The organism is Gottfriedia acidiceleris, from assembly GCF_002128425.1.
GTDB lineage: Bacteria > Bacillota > Bacilli > Bacillales > Bacillaceae_G > Gottfriedia > Gottfriedia acidiceleris.
Genome location: NZ_NESS01000001.1, coordinates 407,514 through 424,605 on the forward strand (window position 1 = coordinate 407,514; position 17,092 = coordinate 424,605).

Here is a 17,092-nt window from a genome sequence, read left to right on the forward strand (position 1 = left end):
TAGACAAGAATTAACAAGTTCTAATTTTTAATGTTTTTTTTGTAGAATTTGAATACGAGATGAAGTTGAAATACAAAAAATATACGCTGAGTTACAAATCTAAAACATATTTAGACAAATTCAAGATAAATCAATGACTTTTTTTGTCATTAAAAAAATCCCTCTTTTCAAATGAAAAGTAGGGATTTTTCACATTATAAGTGATTAAATGGCTTATAAAACTTTCTCAAGGAATAACTTTGCGCGGTCAGTTTTTGGTTTTGTAAATAATTCGATTGGAGTTGCATCTTCAACTAGATTTCCTTCGTCTAAGAATAGGATTCGATCTGCAACTTCCTTCGCAAAACCCATTTCATGTGTAACGATGACCATTGTCATACCTGTATGAGCTAATGATTTCATTACTTCAAGTACTTCTTTTACCATCTCCGGATCTAATGCTGATGTTGGCTCATCAAATAACATTACTTTTGGTTCCATTGCAAGTGCTCTTGCAATAGCTACACGTTGTTTTTGACCACCTGACAGCTTAGGAGGGTAGACGTTTGCTTTTTCAAGAAGTCCAACTTTTTCAAGAAGTGCCTTTGCGTTTTCTTCTGCTTTGGCTTTACTCATACCTTTTACGTTAATTGGAGCATACGTAATATTTTCTAGAACTGTCATATGTGGGAACAAGTGAAAATGTTGGAATACCATACCTACATCTTCACGGATTTTCATTATATTACATTTAGGATTAGTTACTTCAATATCGTCCATCCAAATTTCACCATATGAAGGAGTTTCTAATAAATTCATACAACGTAAAAATGTAGATTTACCAGAACCAGATGGGCCGATTACAGCTACAACAGATCCTTGCTCAATTGTAGTTGTTATTCCTTTTAATACATGAACATTTCCAAAGCTTTTATTTAAATCAGTAATTTTAATCATTTGTACGCATTCTCCTTTCAACAGATTTACCTAGAAGTGACAGTAACATAATGATAATGTAATAGATTGCAGCTACAAAGATAAGTGGCTCCATAAATGAGTACGTCTCTCCACCTACTAAGAATGCTCTTCTCATTAAATCAGATGCACCAATTACTGTTACCATTGCTGATTCCTTCGTTAAAGTAATAAATTCATTCATCAATGCTGGTAAAATATTTTTAAATGCTTGAGGTAAAATAATTTTTGACATCATTTTACGGTAAGGGATTCCTAAAGCTGAAGCAGCTTCTTGTTGTCCTTTATCAACTGCTAATATACCTGCTCGGATAATTTCTGATACATAAGCTCCTGAATTCAATCCAAAAGCTAATACCGCTGCTGGAAACTTCTCGATATCGAAACCAATTAATTGTGGTAGACCATAATAAATAATCATTAATTGCAAAACCATCGGTGTTCCACGAAAAATTGATGTATAAAAATCTGCTATTACAACTAACCATTTTGCACGGCTAATTTTCATTAGTGCAAGTAATATTGCTAAAACAAGACCTAATAAAATTGAACAGACAACTACAAGTAGTGTTAATTTTAATCCGGCCAATATATATGGAATTGAAGGAACAATTTGAGTAAAATCTAATTTCATATTGTAGTACTCCTTTACTATTTGACTTTTAAATTACAAAGTTTATTCGACAAAGTCTGTTTAGTTAAAGAGCACTGGTTTAGAAACCAATGCCCTTTGTTTCATATAATTCATATCCAATGGATTTTTCATATTCAGTTAATGCTTCATCTAAGATTGCTAACCCATCATCAATTTGACTCTTTGTTACAGTTAATGGTGGAATCATTCTAATTACTTCACTGTTGTTTCCACAGAAGTAGAATAAAACACCTTTTTCTAAAGCAAGATCAAGAATTTTAAATAATCCATCACCGTTCGGTTCTTTTGTAGCTGGATTAATGATTTCAATGCCGATCATTAAACCAATTGAGCGAATACTTCCAATTACCGGATGCTTTTCTTTTAATCCATTTAGTTTTTCTACTGCGTAAGCTCCAACTTCTTTCGTATTTTCTAAGAGCTTTTCTTCTTTAATAATTTCTAAAACAGCCAGTGCAGCTGAACAAGCTATTGGATTTCCACCGAATGTTGTTCCGTGACTACCTAGTGGCCACTGTTTCATTAGTTCATTTGATGCTACAGTCGCACTTAAAGGAATACCATTTGCAATACCTTTCGCAATTGCCATGATATCTGGCGTTACATCAAAAGTATGTGCAGCAAACCAATCCCCTGTACGTCCAAATCCTGTTTGAACTTCGTCAAAAATTAATAAAATATTATTTTCATCACAGATTTCTCGTATTTTCTTTAACCATGCTTTAGGTGGTACTATATATCCACCTTCACCTAGAACTGGTTCTACAATAACTGCAGCTACTTCTTCTGGAGTTACTTGATGATTAAATAATCGTTTAAAATCTTTTTCTAATTGCCCTACTACATATTGTTCTTCATCATAACCTTCTGGGCATTCTGAAACATTTGCATAAGGTATTTGATAAGAGCCTGATGGTTGTAAAAATTTTCGATACTTACTTTTGGATGTCGTAACACTTAGAGCCCCCATAGAACGGCCATGGAAACAACCAATAAATGAAACAATATATGGACGTTTAGTAGCATGTTTAGCTAGCTTAATAGCACCCTCAATCGCTTCAGTTCCACTATTACCAAAAAAGAAAGTATCTAAGTTACCAGGAAGAATTTCAGCCAACTGATCTGCTAGCTTTAAAATCGATTCGTAAATAATAACCCCCGACGGACCATGAGCTAAAGAATCAGCGCCATCTTTAATTGCCTGTACTACTTTCGGATGACGATGTCCAACATTAGTCGTAGCAATGCCAGATGTAAAGTCTAAATACTCTTTACCATCTACTCCATAGTAGTAACAGCCTTCTTCTTTTACTACCGGTAAGTTAGGATGATCCTTTGCCATGCTTGGTGCAAGACGTAAAGGCATTTTTTCTAATAAGTGACTCCAATCTTTCTCCATCAATAATTCCTCCCCTGATTACAACAACCTTATCATTTTCTTTATCTTCTGCCATACCTAGCTTTATCATTTAATCTATTAAACTCTTATCTTAAACATTTGTTACTTCAATTCACCGAACCATTTTTTAATTAATTTATCAACAGTTCCATCTTCCTTTAATTCAGTAAGTGCTTTATCAAATTTAGGTGTTAATTTACTTCCTTTTGGAAGAGCTACTGCTGAACCAGATTGTTCGAAGAAATCTTTAATTAATAATCCTTGCATTTCTGGTAATTTATTTAGATAACCACTTGCTACAGATTGCTCGATAACAACAGCATCAAATCTTCCAGCTTTTAATTCTTCTACCATTTCAGGAATACGATTACGGTTTTCAACTTTAAATCCAACCTTTTTAGAAACTTCAATAGCTTTTGTTTCTTGAATTGAACCAGCTTGTACACCGATTGTTTTACCTTTTAAATCTTCAACACTTTTAATGTTTGAATCTTTATTTACAACTATTTCATTTTGATCTGTGAAATATGGTTCAGTGAAATCTGCATTTTTCGCACGCTCAGGTGTCTTTTTCATACCTGCCATTATAAAATCTACTTTATCTGCATTCATTGCAGTAATTAATGAGTTAAAATCAATGTCTTTTACTTTAACAGTGTATCCAGTTTTTTTACCAAGCGCTTTAGCTAAATCGACATCAAATCCGACTATTTTGTCATTTTTTGTATCAATAAATTCATAAGGCTTATAATCCGCACTTGTTCCTAAAATTAAGGTTTTATCATCTGACTTGTTACAAGCAGATAACATTCCAATTGATAATGCTGATGCAGCTAATACTCCGACTATTTTTTTCATTAATGCTTCCCCCTTAAATTTTTGAAAAATTCTAACTTATTATTTCTATTATCTTTTTAAGTATTCTATTAAACAACTATTTTTTTTGAATGAATAATTATTCTACAAAATGAATTTTAACACATACTAATAAATATGCAACTATATTTTTCAGTATTTCGACAAAAAAATTTGATATTCCTTAACTTTACAAGGATATTATAAAAAAAATTTTTTTATTAAAATTCATTATAATTATATATTTATTCAAACAAGTGAATAAGAGTATTGTTATTTAACTTTTCAAATCTTTCAAAAAGTTTTCGACAAATCTCGCAAATCACTACATTTTTCACTACCAAACATATAAATTCCCCTAAATTTAATCGTTTTCATACTTATTCATAAAAAAAATACCATTTTAGAAATGATATTTTTGTATAAATGACTACAATATTCATTTATAAATTATTTTATTATACTAAAACTTCCTCTTTGATTACTACATTAACAACCGATTTTTCCTTATAATAAAAGGAATAATGATGATTTTGATCGTTTTTTAATAGTATAGGAAGAAAATAAGGAATACACTCTCCTACTCCTTGATTGTTTTCATCTATTACCCAATCAATTTTTTTCCAATCTAAAATCCCTTCATTTGTTTTTAACGGTGTATCATATTTTAAGCTACTAGAAACCTCAGCTAGAAATACATACATACCCCCGAAATCCACATCTTCTTCATGCCAAGTCACTTTACCTTTATAAGTTATATCTTTCAACTCAATTTGTATTCCTGTTTCTTCTGCAATCTCTCTTTGCACTGATCTTTCGATTGTTTCTCCTTTTTCTATTTTTCCACCAACACCATTCCAAATTCCCATTGTAGGTGCATTTATACGATTTAACATTAATAGTTCATCATTTCGTTTGATAAAGCATAAAGTATATTTCACAATTCCCACTTACCTTTCAAACAGATTAGTAAATTTTATTTCTATTAATTATGGCATAATTTGCTATTAATTTGTTTACAAAACAACTTTACTAATTATTTAGAATATTTTAAAATTTAGTTAATATATTAGTACAACAAAGGAGAGGTGTGTTGTGGATCAATCAAATATTATCGATATAAACCAATATAGAAAATTAAAAAAACATAAATTAGAATCCTTCGCTTTTCGAGTAAAATATGATGAAGCAGCATATAAAGATGCATTAATGTTACTAATTTTCACATGCGCTTTAGCTGCATTATCTTTCTTTTTTATATTTTATTTCATATACATGGTAGTTAATTAAAACGCTTCATATTAAAATAAGTTTACATAATATTATTATGCACAAAAAAAGTACAAAAATTTATGGAATTCCCCCCCATAATTTTTTGTACTTTTTTTATTTAAATTTCTTCACAATATTGATCGAAGTAATTTTGAAGTTTTTGAATTACTTGCATTGGGTCATGTCCTTCTATTTCATGACGCTCAATCATCGCAACTAGTTCACCGTCTTTTAAAAGTGCAAATGACGGAGAAGAAGGTGCTTTACCAGTAAAATATTCACGAGCTTTCGCAGTAGCTTCTTTATCTTGCCCTGCAAACACAGTTACTAATTGGTCAGGTCTTGCATCATAGTGCACTGAATGTGCTGCTGCAGGACGAGCAATACCGCCAGCACAACCACATACTGAGTTTACCATTACAAGTGTAGTGCCTTTCTTTTCTAATGCTTGCTCAACTTCCTCTGGTGTTTTTAACTCTGCATAACCAGCCGCTACGATCTCTTGACGTGCAGTATGGACAACATCATTCATAAAAAAATTAAAATTCATATTCATTTCATCTACTCCTTACATGCTTTTTTTCATCTTACCAATATAGCGGCTAATAATTCAAGCTTTTGAACCTGCTAGTTTTATTATTTCAAATTAATCCTTTATTGTCTTAATTATTCATTCACTAACTCTACAATTACATTTGGTAAATGGGCTAAAGTAGATATGGCATATTGGTAATCTTCATTTAACTCTTCAACAACTCTTATGACGGTTACAAATGGATTTTTTATGACAAACTGATCAATCTTTTCCACATCTCCTGCAATAAATAAAACTTTAGCATCAATTTTATTTTTTAATCCGATTGAATGTAATGTGGATAATACATTTTTCATTAGCTCTTCTTCTTGCTCGCTAGCACCTTCTAATATTATACAGTCCCAACTTAATAACTTAAGCTGATCAAAAAGAAGTTCGTCCATATCTCTCCCTCCATATCGCTTGTTTATACAAATATATGAGGGAATGAACGAAAGCATACTTTTTTAGTATGAAATGAAAAAACTCTAATAGTTACGCTTCGCCAATACCGAACGCCAATATTAAAAAGTAAAAGAAAACAAAAGTGATAATATTTAAAAAAGCACCAAGAATGATATTTGTTATTTTTTTTGAAAGGAATGCAAATATTACCCCTGTTATTGATAAGATGCTGAAAAATAAAAGGAATATACCCAGGTAATTAGTGTGTTCATGGATAAAAAGAGATATAACTATACTGATACCAACCATCATCAAAGAAAGCCAACCATATTTATTCAATGAAACTCCCCCATCCTGCTATTATTCTTCTTATATTAAATGTATCACATATTGAATGGTAATAAATGGAAAAATAGGAATTAATATATATTGCTTTAAAGCTTTTAATATTAGTAGAAACAAAAAAGAACGCTTTAAAAGCGTTCTTTTAAGAATTAACAGTTAATTTTGTATCCGTTTTAACCTCGACTTCTTTTCTTTTTTGAAAAAGTCTATTTACAAAATACATCAATGGAAAACTTACAAAAGCGATTGCACTAATAATAACAAATCCACGACCACCATTTTCATATCCGAAGTAAGCTAATAAACTTCCTCCAAGCGCAGGACCGAAAACAAAACCGAGTTTTGAAAATCCCATTGCCCCAAAATAAGTTCCCTTTAATTCTTCAGGAGCAAGCTGATCGACAAATACATCTGTAAATGTAAATGCAAATATTTCTCCTACAGTTAACACAATCATTACGATTGCTAATAAGTAAAAATTAGTAAATAAACCAAATCCAGCAACAGCTAAACTAACAATCACATTTCCAATCATCATTGAGACAGTAGGTGAAAAATTTTTCATTCTACTTACAATTGGAAATTGAAGTATTACGACAGTAACAGCATTAATTGTTGTTAAATACGCATACAGTTTAACTCCATTATGAAACTGTGGTGCATTTGCAAAGTATTGAGACATTGTTGAAAAGCTTTGTGAATAACCAAGACCATAAAAGCAGATTGTTAGAATCGTTAGAGCAAAGACGATATCCTTTTTTAAAATTGAAAACGACGCCTTCATCGAAACTTTGTTAGTTGAAGCAGGCTTTCCTTCTCCAATTTTATACTTTGATAACATAAATAATAATGTTAAACCATAAAAAAAGTACACAATTCCAGATAATACAAATGGTAATGTGCTTTTAGAACTTCCTAGATATAAACCAACTAAAGGACCTACTGCAACTCCAACATTAATAGCAGCATATCGCAAATTAAAGACTAACAGTTTTGATTTTTCGTCGGTTAAATCAGAAAGTAATGCTCTTGAAGAAGGTTCGAAAAATGATGAGCAAATATTTAAGATCGAGTTCAGCACGAAAAACCAGGCGAATGAATTTCCTAGTCCAAAACCAACTAATGTAATAGACCATAAGAAAATACTCGATAATAAAATAGTTTTCCTTCCAATACGATCAGAAAGACTTCCTCCTATAAAGCTGAAGAACACTCCTAAAAAAGATGAAACCGTTAACATAATCCCAACCATTGCAGGTGAGATATGTTTAACTGAAGTTAAATAAATAGCTAAAAACGGCATACTTACTGTGCTAGCAAATCTAACGAATAAAGTTCCAATAACGATATTCCAAGCAACAGGATGTACGGCAGATAAATTTTTAAACATCTTATCCCCCCTATTTCTCTAAGATGTCACATATTTGTAAATTATCTTACAAATATTACAGTTTGTAAAGGTTTTAGTTCAGGGATCCAAAATGAATTGGGGGCTGAGTATAGTATTTAAGAAAAGCGTTAAATGCTTGAATAAAGGCAATTCTAAAGGTAATGAATGGTATTGCATAAAAGGCATGAAAAAGAAAGCTCTAAAGAAGAAGATTGCCATCCTATTCCTTATTATTTTTCATATTCCTGTACAGATTGTTTTTTAATATAGCCATGAATCGGTTATTACTATTATCAATCACTTCGAAACCGTATTTGCGATATAAGTTATGAGCATCTCTTGTGCCAAGCATGAATGTTCGTACAGTTGATAGTTTTTCATAACTCATGATTTGTTCCATTAGCCATTTTGATAAGCCTTGTTTACGATATTCAGGAAGAATAAATACGTCTGCTAAATAAGCAAATGTTACGCCATCTGATACTACTCTTGCGAAGCCAACTTGGGTTGGTTCATTTTCTTCTGGATTACCCTTGTAAACACCAAAACAGAAAGATCCATTGATAAATCGATCAATGTACTCATAAGGAATTTCATTTGCCCAATATGAATCTTTGTCTAAAAAGTTATAAATTACCTCTCTGTTTAATAATTCTTTATTAGTTGATATATAATAACCGTTTTGTTCAACTAGCATAAATTCACACCCCTTTTATTTTATAAAATACAGAATTTTATAATTATTCTATCACAAAATACAAAAAAACCTTACTCCGTTGTTTTGGAGTAAGGTTTAATATTATTAATATACGTTCGTATTTTCTTTTGTAGTATTTTCTAAAATTTCTTTTACTCTTCCTAAGAATTTACCACAAATGAATCCGTCAAGTACACGATGATCAAGTGATAAGCATAGGTTAACCATATCGCGAACGCCAATCATTCCGTTTACTACAGCAGGACGTTTTACGATGCTTTCAATTTGTAAAATTGCAGCTTGTGGGTAGTTAATAATACCCGCGCTTTGAACACTACCAAATGATCCAGTGTTATTAACTGTGAATGTACCACCTTGCATTTCGTCTGATTTTAATTTACCAGTACGAACTTTTGTAGCTAATTCAGTAATTTCACGTGCAATACCTTTGATTGTTTTCTCATCAGCATTTTTAATTACCGGAACAAATAATGCATCGTCTGTTGCAACAGCGATCGATAAGTTAATATCTTTCTTTTGGATGATTTTGTCACCAGCCCACATTGAATTAATCATTGGGTATTCTTTAAGTGCTTGCGCTACAGCTTTAACAAAGAATGCGAAGAATGTTAAAGAGAAACCTTCTTTTTTCTTGAAAGAATCTTTAATGCTGTTTCTGTAATTAACTAAGTTTGTAACATCTACTTCGATCATCATCCAAGCGTGTGGTGCTTCATGTTTACTGCGTAACATATTTGTTGCAATTGCTTTTCGTACACCTGTAACTGGAATTTCAATATCACCAACTGCTGTAGGAATAACAGGTGCTGGTGCTGCAGCAGGTGCTTTAGCTACTTCAACAGCAGGAGCAGTTTGTGCTACAGCTGGTTGAGCAGGAGTTTCAACTGCAACAGGTGCTGGTGTCGTTTGAGGAACACCATTTGCGATTGCATTTAAAACGTCTTTACGTGTAACGCGACCATTATTTCCTGTGCCAGGAATTAATGAAAGATCAAGATTATTTTCTTGTGCTAAACGAAGTACAGCTGGAGAAAAACGTACTTTACCTGACTCATCAGTTTTAGCGATTGTTTGAACTGGTGCAGCAGCTACAGGAGTTTGTGCCGGTGCTGGTGCTACTTGTGCTGGTGCAGCTTTTTCAACTGGTTTCGTTTCTTCGATTGTTGTAGCAGCTACTTCACCAGAAGCACCTTCCACTTCAATCGTACAAATGATTTCACCAACAGCTAAAGTTTCACCTTCATTTGCGATTAACTCTTTAATCACGCCAGAAAAAGAAGATGGTACTTCAGCATTAACTTTATCTGTCATAACTTCAGCAAGTGGATCGTATTTATTTACTCGATCTCCTACTTTTACTAACCAAGTACTGATTGTGCCCTCTGTTACACTTTCACCTAATTGAGGCATTTTAATATTTTCGATCATCATTATGTCCCCCTTTTTCAAACAGTGCCATTAAAATGCTGCAAGTTCTCTAGCCGCTTTTTCTACCTTATCTGGATTAACCATGAAGAATTTTTCCATTGTAGGAGAATAAGGCATTGCCGGAACATCAGGGCCAGCAAGGCGAGCGATTGGCGCATCTAAGTCAAATAAGCAATTTTCAGCAATAATTGCTGCAACTTCGCTCATTACACTTCCTTCTTTATTATCTTCAGTTAATAATAAAACTTTTCCTGTTTTAGAAGCAGCTTCGATAATAGATTCTTTATCTAATGGATAAATTGTACGTAAGTCTAAAACATGAACAGAAATGCCATCTTGAGCTAACTTTTCAGCAGCTTGAAGAGCAAAATGTACACATAATCCGTAAGTGATGATTGTGATATCTTCACCTTCACGTTTTACATCAGCTTTACCAATTGGAAGTACATAATCAGTCTCAGGTACTTCACCTTTAATTAAACGATAAGCACGTTTATGTTCAAAGAAAATTACTGGGTCATTATCACGAATTGCTGCTTTTAATAATCCTTTAACATCATAAGGAGTAGAAGGCATTACAATTTTCAAACCTGGTTGACCTGCAAATACCTTCTCAACAGATTGAGAGTGATAAAGTGCACCGTGAACACCGCCTCCATAAGGAGCACGAATTGTAATAGGACAAGTCCAGTCATTGTTTGAACGATAACGAATTCTTGATGCCTCAGAAATAATTTGGTTTACTGCAGGCATAATGAAATCAGCAAATTGCATTTCAGCTACTGGTCTTAGTCCGTACATTGCAGCACCAATACCAACACCCGCAATTGCAGATTCTGCAAGTGGTGTATCTAATACACGATCCTCACCAAATTGATCATACAGACCATGAGTCGCTTTAAATACTCCACCTTTTAATCCAACATCTTCCCCTAATACAAATACCTTTGGATCGCGTTCCATTTCCTCTTTTAACGCTAAAGTTACTGCATCTATATAAGAAATTACTGCCATATTGTCCTACCCCCTCTTATTTCTCTTCGTAAACAAACTTCAATGCGTGCTCAGGTGCAGCATATGGAGCGTTCTCTGCATAATCTGTTGCTTCATCAACTGTTTTTTTCATTTTAGCATCCATTGCTTTTTCGATTTCTTCAGTAAGTACTCCAACTTCACGTAAATACGTACCAAATGTATATAAGCAATCTTTACTTTTAGCTTCTTCTACTTCTTCGCGTGAACGGTAGATGCGATCATCATCATCACTAGAGTGTGCAGTTAGACGATATGATACAGCTTCAATTAAAGTAGGACCTTCTCCACGACGAGCTCGCTCAACCGCTTCTTTCGTAACACGGTACACTTCTAATGGATCATTTCCATCTACAGTAAATCCTGGCATTCCATATCCAATTGCACGATCTGATACTTTTTCACAAGCTAATTGTTTTTCTATAGGTACTGAAATAGCATACTTATTATTTTCACAGAAGAAAATTACTGGTAGCTTATGTACTCCAGCAAAGTTAGCTCCTTCATGGAAATCACCTTGGTTAGAAGAACCTTCACCAAATGAAACCCATGATACGATATCTTTACCTTCCATTTTAGCAGCTAATGAAACACCTACTGCGTGTGGAACCTGTGTAGTAACTGGTGATGAACCAGTAACGATACGATTCTTCTTTTGTCCAAAGTGACCTGGCATTTGACGTCCACCAGAGTTTGGATCTTCAGCTTTTGCAAAACCTGATAACATTAATTCTGTAGGTGTCATACCAAATTGTAAAACAACACCCATATCTCGGTAATAAGGTAATACATAATCTTTTGTATTATCTAAAGCATAAGCCGATCCTACTTGTGCTGCTTCTTGACCTTGACAAGAAATAACGAACGGAATTTTACCAGCACGATTTAATAACCACATACGTTCATCAAGACGACGTGCTAATAACATTGTTTCATACATACTTAAGACGTCATCATTCGATAAACCAAGTTGTTCATGACGGTTTGAAGTTGTAACCTTTTCCATAAAATATCCCCCTAAATTTTAAATGTGGAATCTTTTGTAACAGCTCTGTTTGGCATATGACAGTTATCTGTTATGGTTAAATTAAAACCTTTTATGATAGTTGAAATATGACACATGAGCTAAAAGTTTATAACTAGACATATTGTGAACTTAAGTCGCGATCAACCACGACAAGCATAAGTCGAATACCGATAGAGGCTCTAGAAACCTTTATTGGTATTCGGCTTATAACATGGCTGGGGCGAACATCTGTAAAGAACACCACAATATGAGTTAGTAGAGATGAAATGTAGAGAATTAATCTCTACATTTCAATATTTTAAATTAAGAATGTATTGCTAATCCTTCTACAGCAAGTGCTGCTTCACCAATAGCTTCTGATAATGAAGGATGAGGATGAATTGTATGAGAAATTTCCCAAGCAGTTGCATCTAATACTCTTGCTAAACCTGCTTCAGAGATCATATCAGTTACGTGAGGTCCAATCATATGAACACCTAAAAGATCATTAGTCTCTTCATCAACAATTATTTTTACAAACCCATCATGTTCACCGTAAACTAAAGCTTTACCGATTGCACGGAATGAGAATTTTCCTTTTTTAACTGTATAACCTTTTTCTTTTGCTTCACGTTCAGTTAAACCTACAGATGCAACTTCTGGATTACTATAAACACACTTACTAACCATTGTTGGATCTAGTGGAAGTGGTGTTTTACCAGCGATATGCTCAACTGCAATAGTACCTTCTCTTGAAGCAACATGCGCTAATTGTAAGCCACCAATTACATCACCGATCGCATAAATATGTGATTCTTTTGTTTGGTAATTAGCATTTGTTTGGATAAAGCCATTTTCAACTACGATGTCAGTATTTTCTAATCCGATTCCTTCAACATTCGCTTGACGACCAACAGATACTAACATTTTTTCAGCAGTGAAAGATTTCTCAGTATCTTTATGAAGAGCATTAATTCTTACACCGTTATCGATTACTAAAGTTTCAGCTAAAACTTTAGCATCAGTAACTAATTTAATACCTTTTTTCTTTAATAATCTAGTCATTTCTTTAGAAATTTCTTCGTCTTCTAAAGGTAAAATAGTTTTACTATACTCGATTACTGTTACATCAACACCAAAATCTGCTAACATTGAAGCCCACTCAATACCGATTACACCGCCACCAACGATAATAATTGACTCAGGAAGTGACTCCATTTTTAACGCTTCATCAGATGACATTACATGCTCACCATCAATAGTTAATCCAGGTAAAGACTTTGGTCTTGAACCAGTTGCGACTAATACGTTTTTAGGAATTAGCATTTCGTTCTCGCTACCATCGTTCATTTCTACTGAAATAGTTCCTGGCATTGGAGAGAAGATAGAAGGTCCTAAAATACGACCTAATCCATTGTATACATCAATTTTCCCTTGTTTCATTAAGTGTTCAACACCTTTATGAAGCCCGGCAACGATATTTTCTTTTCTTTGTTGTACTTTGCTAAAATTTAATGTTACGCCTGATGTTTCAACACCAAACTCTTCACTTTTCTTAGCAGTTGAAAAAACTTCCGCACTACGTAGTAATGCTTTACTTGGAATACAGCCTGCATGTAAGCAAGTTCCACCTAGTTTATTTTTTTCTACTACCGCTACTTTTAATCCTAATTGAGAAGCACGAATAGCAGCTACATAGCCACCTGTACCGCCACCGAGTACGACTAAATCATATTCTGTTGCCATGATGAAATTCTCCTCACATTTATACTAAAGATTTAACTGCAAATTCTCCAGGATAGATTTTTGCTTCTTCTTCTTCTCGAAGTACGCGAAGTGCACCTTCACAAAGAGCTTGAAGTTCATTTTCACCTGGTAAAACAATTACACGTGCCATCCATTTAACTCTTTTTGTTATTTCATTAACAATAAAATCACTATAAGCAATTCCACCTGTTAATATAATTGCATCAATATTGCCTTCAAGAACAGCTGCCGCACTTCCAATTTCTTTTGCGACTTGGTAAGCCATTGCTTCATATACTAAAGCAGCTTTTTCGTCACCATCTTCAATCATGTTTTCTACTTTAATTGCATCAGCTGTTCCAAGATAGCTAACTAACCCACCTTGACCAACCATCATTTTTTGAACTTCGTTAATATAGTAGTCACCAGAGTAACAAAGTTTTATTAAATCACCAATTGGTACAGTTCCAGCTCGCTCTGGACTGAAAGGTCCTTCACCATCTAAACCGTTATTTACGTCGATAACACGTCCTTTTTTATGAGCACCAACACTCACACCTCCACCCATGTGGGCGATAATAAGGTTTAAATCGTTATATGACTGTTCTAGCTGTTTTGACACTTTTCGTGCTACAGCTTTTTGGTTTAATGCATGGAAAACACTTCTTCTTTCCATAATTGATTGTCCGCTGATTCTTGCAACTGGCTCTAATTCATCTACAACTACTGGATCAACGATAAATGCTGGAATGTTTAGTCCTTGCGCAATCTCGTTAGCAATGATACCACCAAGATTTGAAGCATGCTGACCACTATAACCAATTTTTAAATCTTCTAACATGATTTCATTTACTGCATAAGTTCCACCTTCGATTGGTCTAAGTAATCCACCTCGACCACATACAGCACTTAATTTAGAAATATTAATACCTTCTTTGTGTAATACCTCTAAAATCACATTTTTTCTAAATTCATATTGATCAATTATTGTTTTGTATTTATTTAATTCTTCATCGTCATGGCGTATTGTTTGTTCAAAAATTGGCTTTTCATCATCAAATACACCAACCTTTGTGGATGTGCTGCCAGGATTAATTACTAAAATACGATGCATTGTCAACACTCTCCCTTCTAAGTTTACCTTACCTTTATAACTAGAAAGAAAGAGGTACTATTATTTCACTCTTTCTTTCCATCTAAAAAATAAAGGAATTTTTAATTAAAATTTATTTCAATTATCTTCTGCTTAAGATGTTATGACCATTTGATAAGAATTGGCTACGAGATTTTGCCATTGTAGCAATACGCTCTTCAGCTAAACGGTCAGCAGCTAAATATGTTGGAATACCGTCACGTTTTGAAATTTCGATAACTTTTGCAATGTTATCATATAAGCCTTCAACTTTTTTCATTGCACGGTCGTAGTTATATCCATATAACTCATCAGCAACGTTGATTACTCCACCAGAATTGATTACGTAGTCAGGAGCATAAACGATTCCTAATTCATGGATTAAATCACCATGACGTGTTTCTTTTAATTGGTTATTTGCAGAACCTGCAATAACTTTCGCTTTTAATTGTGGGATTGTTTTATCGTTAATTGTTGCACCTAATGCACATGGTGCATAAATATCACATTCTACTCCATAAATATCATCTGGATCTACAGCTGTAGCACCAAATGCTTCTACTGCACGTTGTACAGCTTCTTTGTTGATATCCGTTACGATTAATTGAGCACCTTCTTCGTGTAAGTACTCGCAAAGGCTGTAAGCAACATTACCAACACCTTGTACTGCAATTTTTTTACCTTCTAAGCTGTCAGTACCAAATGCTTCTTTTGCAGCAGCCTTCATACCACGGTATACACCAAATGCAGTAACTGGAGATGGATTACCCGAAGAACCGAATGATGGTGAAATACCAGTTACATAATCAGTTTCTTCGTGGATTAAATCCATATCTGCAACAGTAGTACCCACGTCCTCAGCAGTAATATAACGACCATTTAAGCCTTGGATATAACGACCAAATGCACGGAACATTGCTTCGTTTTTATCTTTACGTGGATCACCGATGATTACAGTTTTTCCTCCACCTAAGTTTAAGCCAGCAGCAGCATTTTTATAAGTCATACCTTTTGCTAAACGTAGAGCATCTTCAATTGCAGCTTCTTCTGATTCGTAAGTCCACATTCTTGTTCCACCTAATGCTGGACCTAATGTAGTATCGTGGATAGCAATAATTGCTTTTAATCCTGATTCTTTATCTTGGCAGAAAACAACTTGCTCATAATCATAAGTTTCTAAGTATTTGAAGATTTCCATTTAATAACAGCTCCCTTAAAATGTGTAAGTTTAGTTTTTAGAATTACATATAGCTAAAGCTAATGAATATAATTTTGTCATTGCAGAGTCTGAACGCGATGTTAAAACAATCGGTGCTTTTGCTCCAGCAATAAGTGCAGCCACTTCTGAGTTTGCCATAAAGACTAATGATTTATATAAAATATTTCCAGTTTCTATTGTAGGTACTAATAAAATATCAGCTCGCCCAGCAACTTCTCCAGTTAAGCCTTTATGTTCAGCTGCTTCAACAGAAATGGCATTATCAAGCGCTAATGGTCCATCAACAATACAATTATTAATTTGTCCTCTTGTATTCATGACAGTTAGTGATGCTGCATCTAGTGTTGCTTGCATTGCAGGATTTACTACTTCAACAGCTGCCAGTACAGCAACTTTAGGGGTCTCTATTCCTACTTTCCTTGCAATTTCAACACTGTTTTCAATAATTTTCACCTTTTGATCTAAAGTAGGTGCAATGTTCATCGCAGCATCCGTTACGATTACTGCATTTTCTCTACCTGGTACGTCGAATATTGCTACATGCGATAAAACATTTTTATCTCTTAAACCATATTCTTTGTTCAATACTTCTTTTAGAAGAACTGACGATGAAAGATTACCTTTCATTACAATTGAAGCTTCACCAGAGCGAACAGCTACAACTGCATTTTTAGCAGCTTCTTTGTTTGAATGAGAATGAACAATTTTTAGTCTTTCTGCAAATTGTTCGTTTTTTAATAAATCTTCATACATTTCATAGATAGCTTGCTCGTTTCCGAAAAGTAAAAAATTTGCTAAATCATTATCTAACGCAATTGAAACTGCTTCTTTTACTTCGAAGTCTTCAGCAACAGCTACAGCTACAGTTTGCCTCGAATGATTTTTCGCGCGTAACATTATATCTTTTAAATTCATTGAAAGCCCTTCCTTTCATCCCCCTGCACTTTATAAAGCAATTAGCG

The 17,092-nt window shown here is 33.9% G+C and carries 18 protein-coding genes; 1 reads left to right on the forward strand and 17 read right to left on the reverse strand.

Going from position 1 to position 17,092, the window contains the following annotated elements; all coding sequences use genetic code 11:
* Nucleotides 1-213 precede the first annotated feature (213 nt).
* From B6K90_RS02165 to B6K90_RS02185, 5 genes are all read right to left on the reverse strand, one after another.
* Nucleotides 214-936 (reverse strand): amino acid ABC transporter ATP-binding protein, encoded by a 723-nt coding sequence (locus B6K90_RS02165; protein ID WP_088010890.1) that lies wholly within the window; start codon nt 934-936, stop codon nt 214-216.
* Entirely contained in the window at nt 929-1,588 is a 660-nt protein-coding gene (locus tag B6K90_RS02170) for an amino acid ABC transporter permease (protein ID WP_088010891.1), read from the reverse strand. Before B6K90_RS02170 ends, B6K90_RS02165 begins: the two co-directional genes overlap by 8 nt.
* 79 nt (nt 1,589-1,667) lie before the next feature.
* The gene (locus tag B6K90_RS02175; RefSeq protein ID WP_088010892.1) at nt 1,668-3,008 is read right to left on the reverse strand and encodes an aspartate aminotransferase family protein; all 1,341 of its coding nucleotides are present in this window, start codon (nt 3,006-3,008) and stop codon (nt 1,668-1,670) included.
* Between the two features lie 102 nt (nt 3,009-3,110).
* Nucleotides 3,111-3,866 (reverse strand): transporter substrate-binding domain-containing protein, encoded by a 756-nt coding sequence (locus tag B6K90_RS02180; RefSeq protein WP_088010893.1) that lies wholly within the window; start codon nt 3,864-3,866, stop codon nt 3,111-3,113.
* Nucleotides 3,867-4,321: 455 nt separating this feature from the next.
* Complete coding sequence (locus B6K90_RS02185) at nt 4,322-4,804, reverse strand: NUDIX hydrolase (RefSeq protein WP_235821687.1); 483 nt, start codon at nt 4,802-4,804, stop codon at nt 4,322-4,324.
* Nucleotides 4,805-4,958: 154 nt separating this feature from the next.
* Here B6K90_RS02185 and B6K90_RS02190 point away from each other — a divergent pair, with 154 nt between their 5' ends.
* On the forward strand, nt 4,959-5,153 hold the full coding sequence (locus B6K90_RS02190; RefSeq protein ID WP_088010894.1) for a hypothetical protein: 195 nt from the start codon (nt 4,959-4,961) through the stop codon (nt 5,151-5,153).
* A 100-nt stretch (nt 5,154-5,253) separates the two neighbouring features.
* Here the strand turns inward: B6K90_RS02190 and B6K90_RS02195 are convergent, their stop codons facing one another.
* The 12 genes from B6K90_RS02195 to yqiS all read right to left on the reverse strand — a co-directional run bounded on the left by B6K90_RS02195 (nt 5,254) and on the right by yqiS (nt 17,045).
* Entirely contained in the window at nt 5,254-5,691 is a 438-nt protein-coding gene (locus tag B6K90_RS02195; protein WP_088010895.1) for a BrxA/BrxB family bacilliredoxin, read from the reverse strand.
* 110 nt (nt 5,692-5,801) lie between these two features.
* On the reverse strand, nt 5,802-6,113 hold the full coding sequence (locus tag B6K90_RS02200; RefSeq protein WP_088010896.1) for a hypothetical protein: 312 nt from the start codon (nt 6,111-6,113) through the stop codon (nt 5,802-5,804).
* A gap of 91 nt (nt 6,114-6,204) precedes the next feature.
* The gene (locus B6K90_RS02205) at nt 6,205-6,453 is read right to left on the reverse strand and encodes a hypothetical protein (RefSeq protein ID WP_088010897.1); all 249 of its coding nucleotides are present in this window, start codon (nt 6,451-6,453) and stop codon (nt 6,205-6,207) included.
* A gap of 148 nt (nt 6,454-6,601) precedes the next feature.
* Nucleotides 6,602-7,849, reverse strand: coding sequence for an MDR family MFS transporter (locus B6K90_RS02210; RefSeq protein WP_088010898.1), 1,248 nt, complete (start codon nt 7,847-7,849; stop codon nt 6,602-6,604).
* A 220-nt stretch (nt 7,850-8,069) separates the two neighbouring features.
* Entirely contained in the window at nt 8,070-8,546 is a 477-nt protein-coding gene (locus tag B6K90_RS02215) for a GNAT family N-acetyltransferase (RefSeq protein ID WP_088010899.1), read from the reverse strand.
* Nucleotides 8,547-8,651: 105 nt separating this feature from the next.
* Entirely contained in the window at nt 8,652-9,998 is a 1,347-nt protein-coding gene (locus B6K90_RS02220) for a dihydrolipoamide acetyltransferase family protein (protein WP_088010900.1), read from the reverse strand.
* Nucleotides 9,999-10,025: 27 nt separating this feature from the next.
* On the reverse strand, nt 10,026-11,009 hold the full coding sequence (locus B6K90_RS02225; protein ID WP_088010901.1) for an alpha-ketoacid dehydrogenase subunit beta: 984 nt from the start codon (nt 11,007-11,009) through the stop codon (nt 10,026-10,028).
* A 16-nt stretch (nt 11,010-11,025) separates the two neighbouring features.
* Nucleotides 11,026-12,033: a thiamine pyrophosphate-dependent dehydrogenase E1 component subunit alpha gene (locus B6K90_RS02230; protein WP_088010902.1), complete on the reverse strand. Its 1,008-nt coding sequence runs from the start codon at nt 12,031-12,033 to the stop codon at nt 11,026-11,028.
* Between the two features lie 324 nt (nt 12,034-12,357).
* Nucleotides 12,358-13,779, reverse strand: coding sequence for a dihydrolipoyl dehydrogenase (gene lpdA, locus B6K90_RS02235; RefSeq protein WP_088010903.1), 1,422 nt, complete (start codon nt 13,777-13,779; stop codon nt 12,358-12,360).
* Nucleotides 13,780-13,798: 19 nt separating this feature from the next.
* Nucleotides 13,799-14,899, reverse strand: a complete 1,101-nt coding sequence (gene buk, locus B6K90_RS02240; protein WP_088010904.1) for a butyrate kinase — start codon at nt 14,897-14,899, stop codon at nt 13,799-13,801.
* 115 nt (nt 14,900-15,014) lie between these two features.
* Nucleotides 15,015-16,109 carry a branched-chain amino acid dehydrogenase gene (bcd, locus tag B6K90_RS02245; protein ID WP_088010905.1) on the reverse strand — a complete coding sequence of 365 codons (1,095 nt, stop codon included), beginning with the start codon at nt 16,107-16,109 and terminating at the stop codon, nt 15,015-15,017.
* A gap of 30 nt (nt 16,110-16,139) precedes the next feature.
* The gene (yqiS, locus tag B6K90_RS02250; protein ID WP_088010906.1) at nt 16,140-17,045 is read right to left on the reverse strand and encodes a phosphate butyryltransferase; all 906 of its coding nucleotides are present in this window, start codon (nt 17,043-17,045) and stop codon (nt 16,140-16,142) included.
* Nucleotides 17,046-17,092 lie beyond the last annotated feature (47 nt).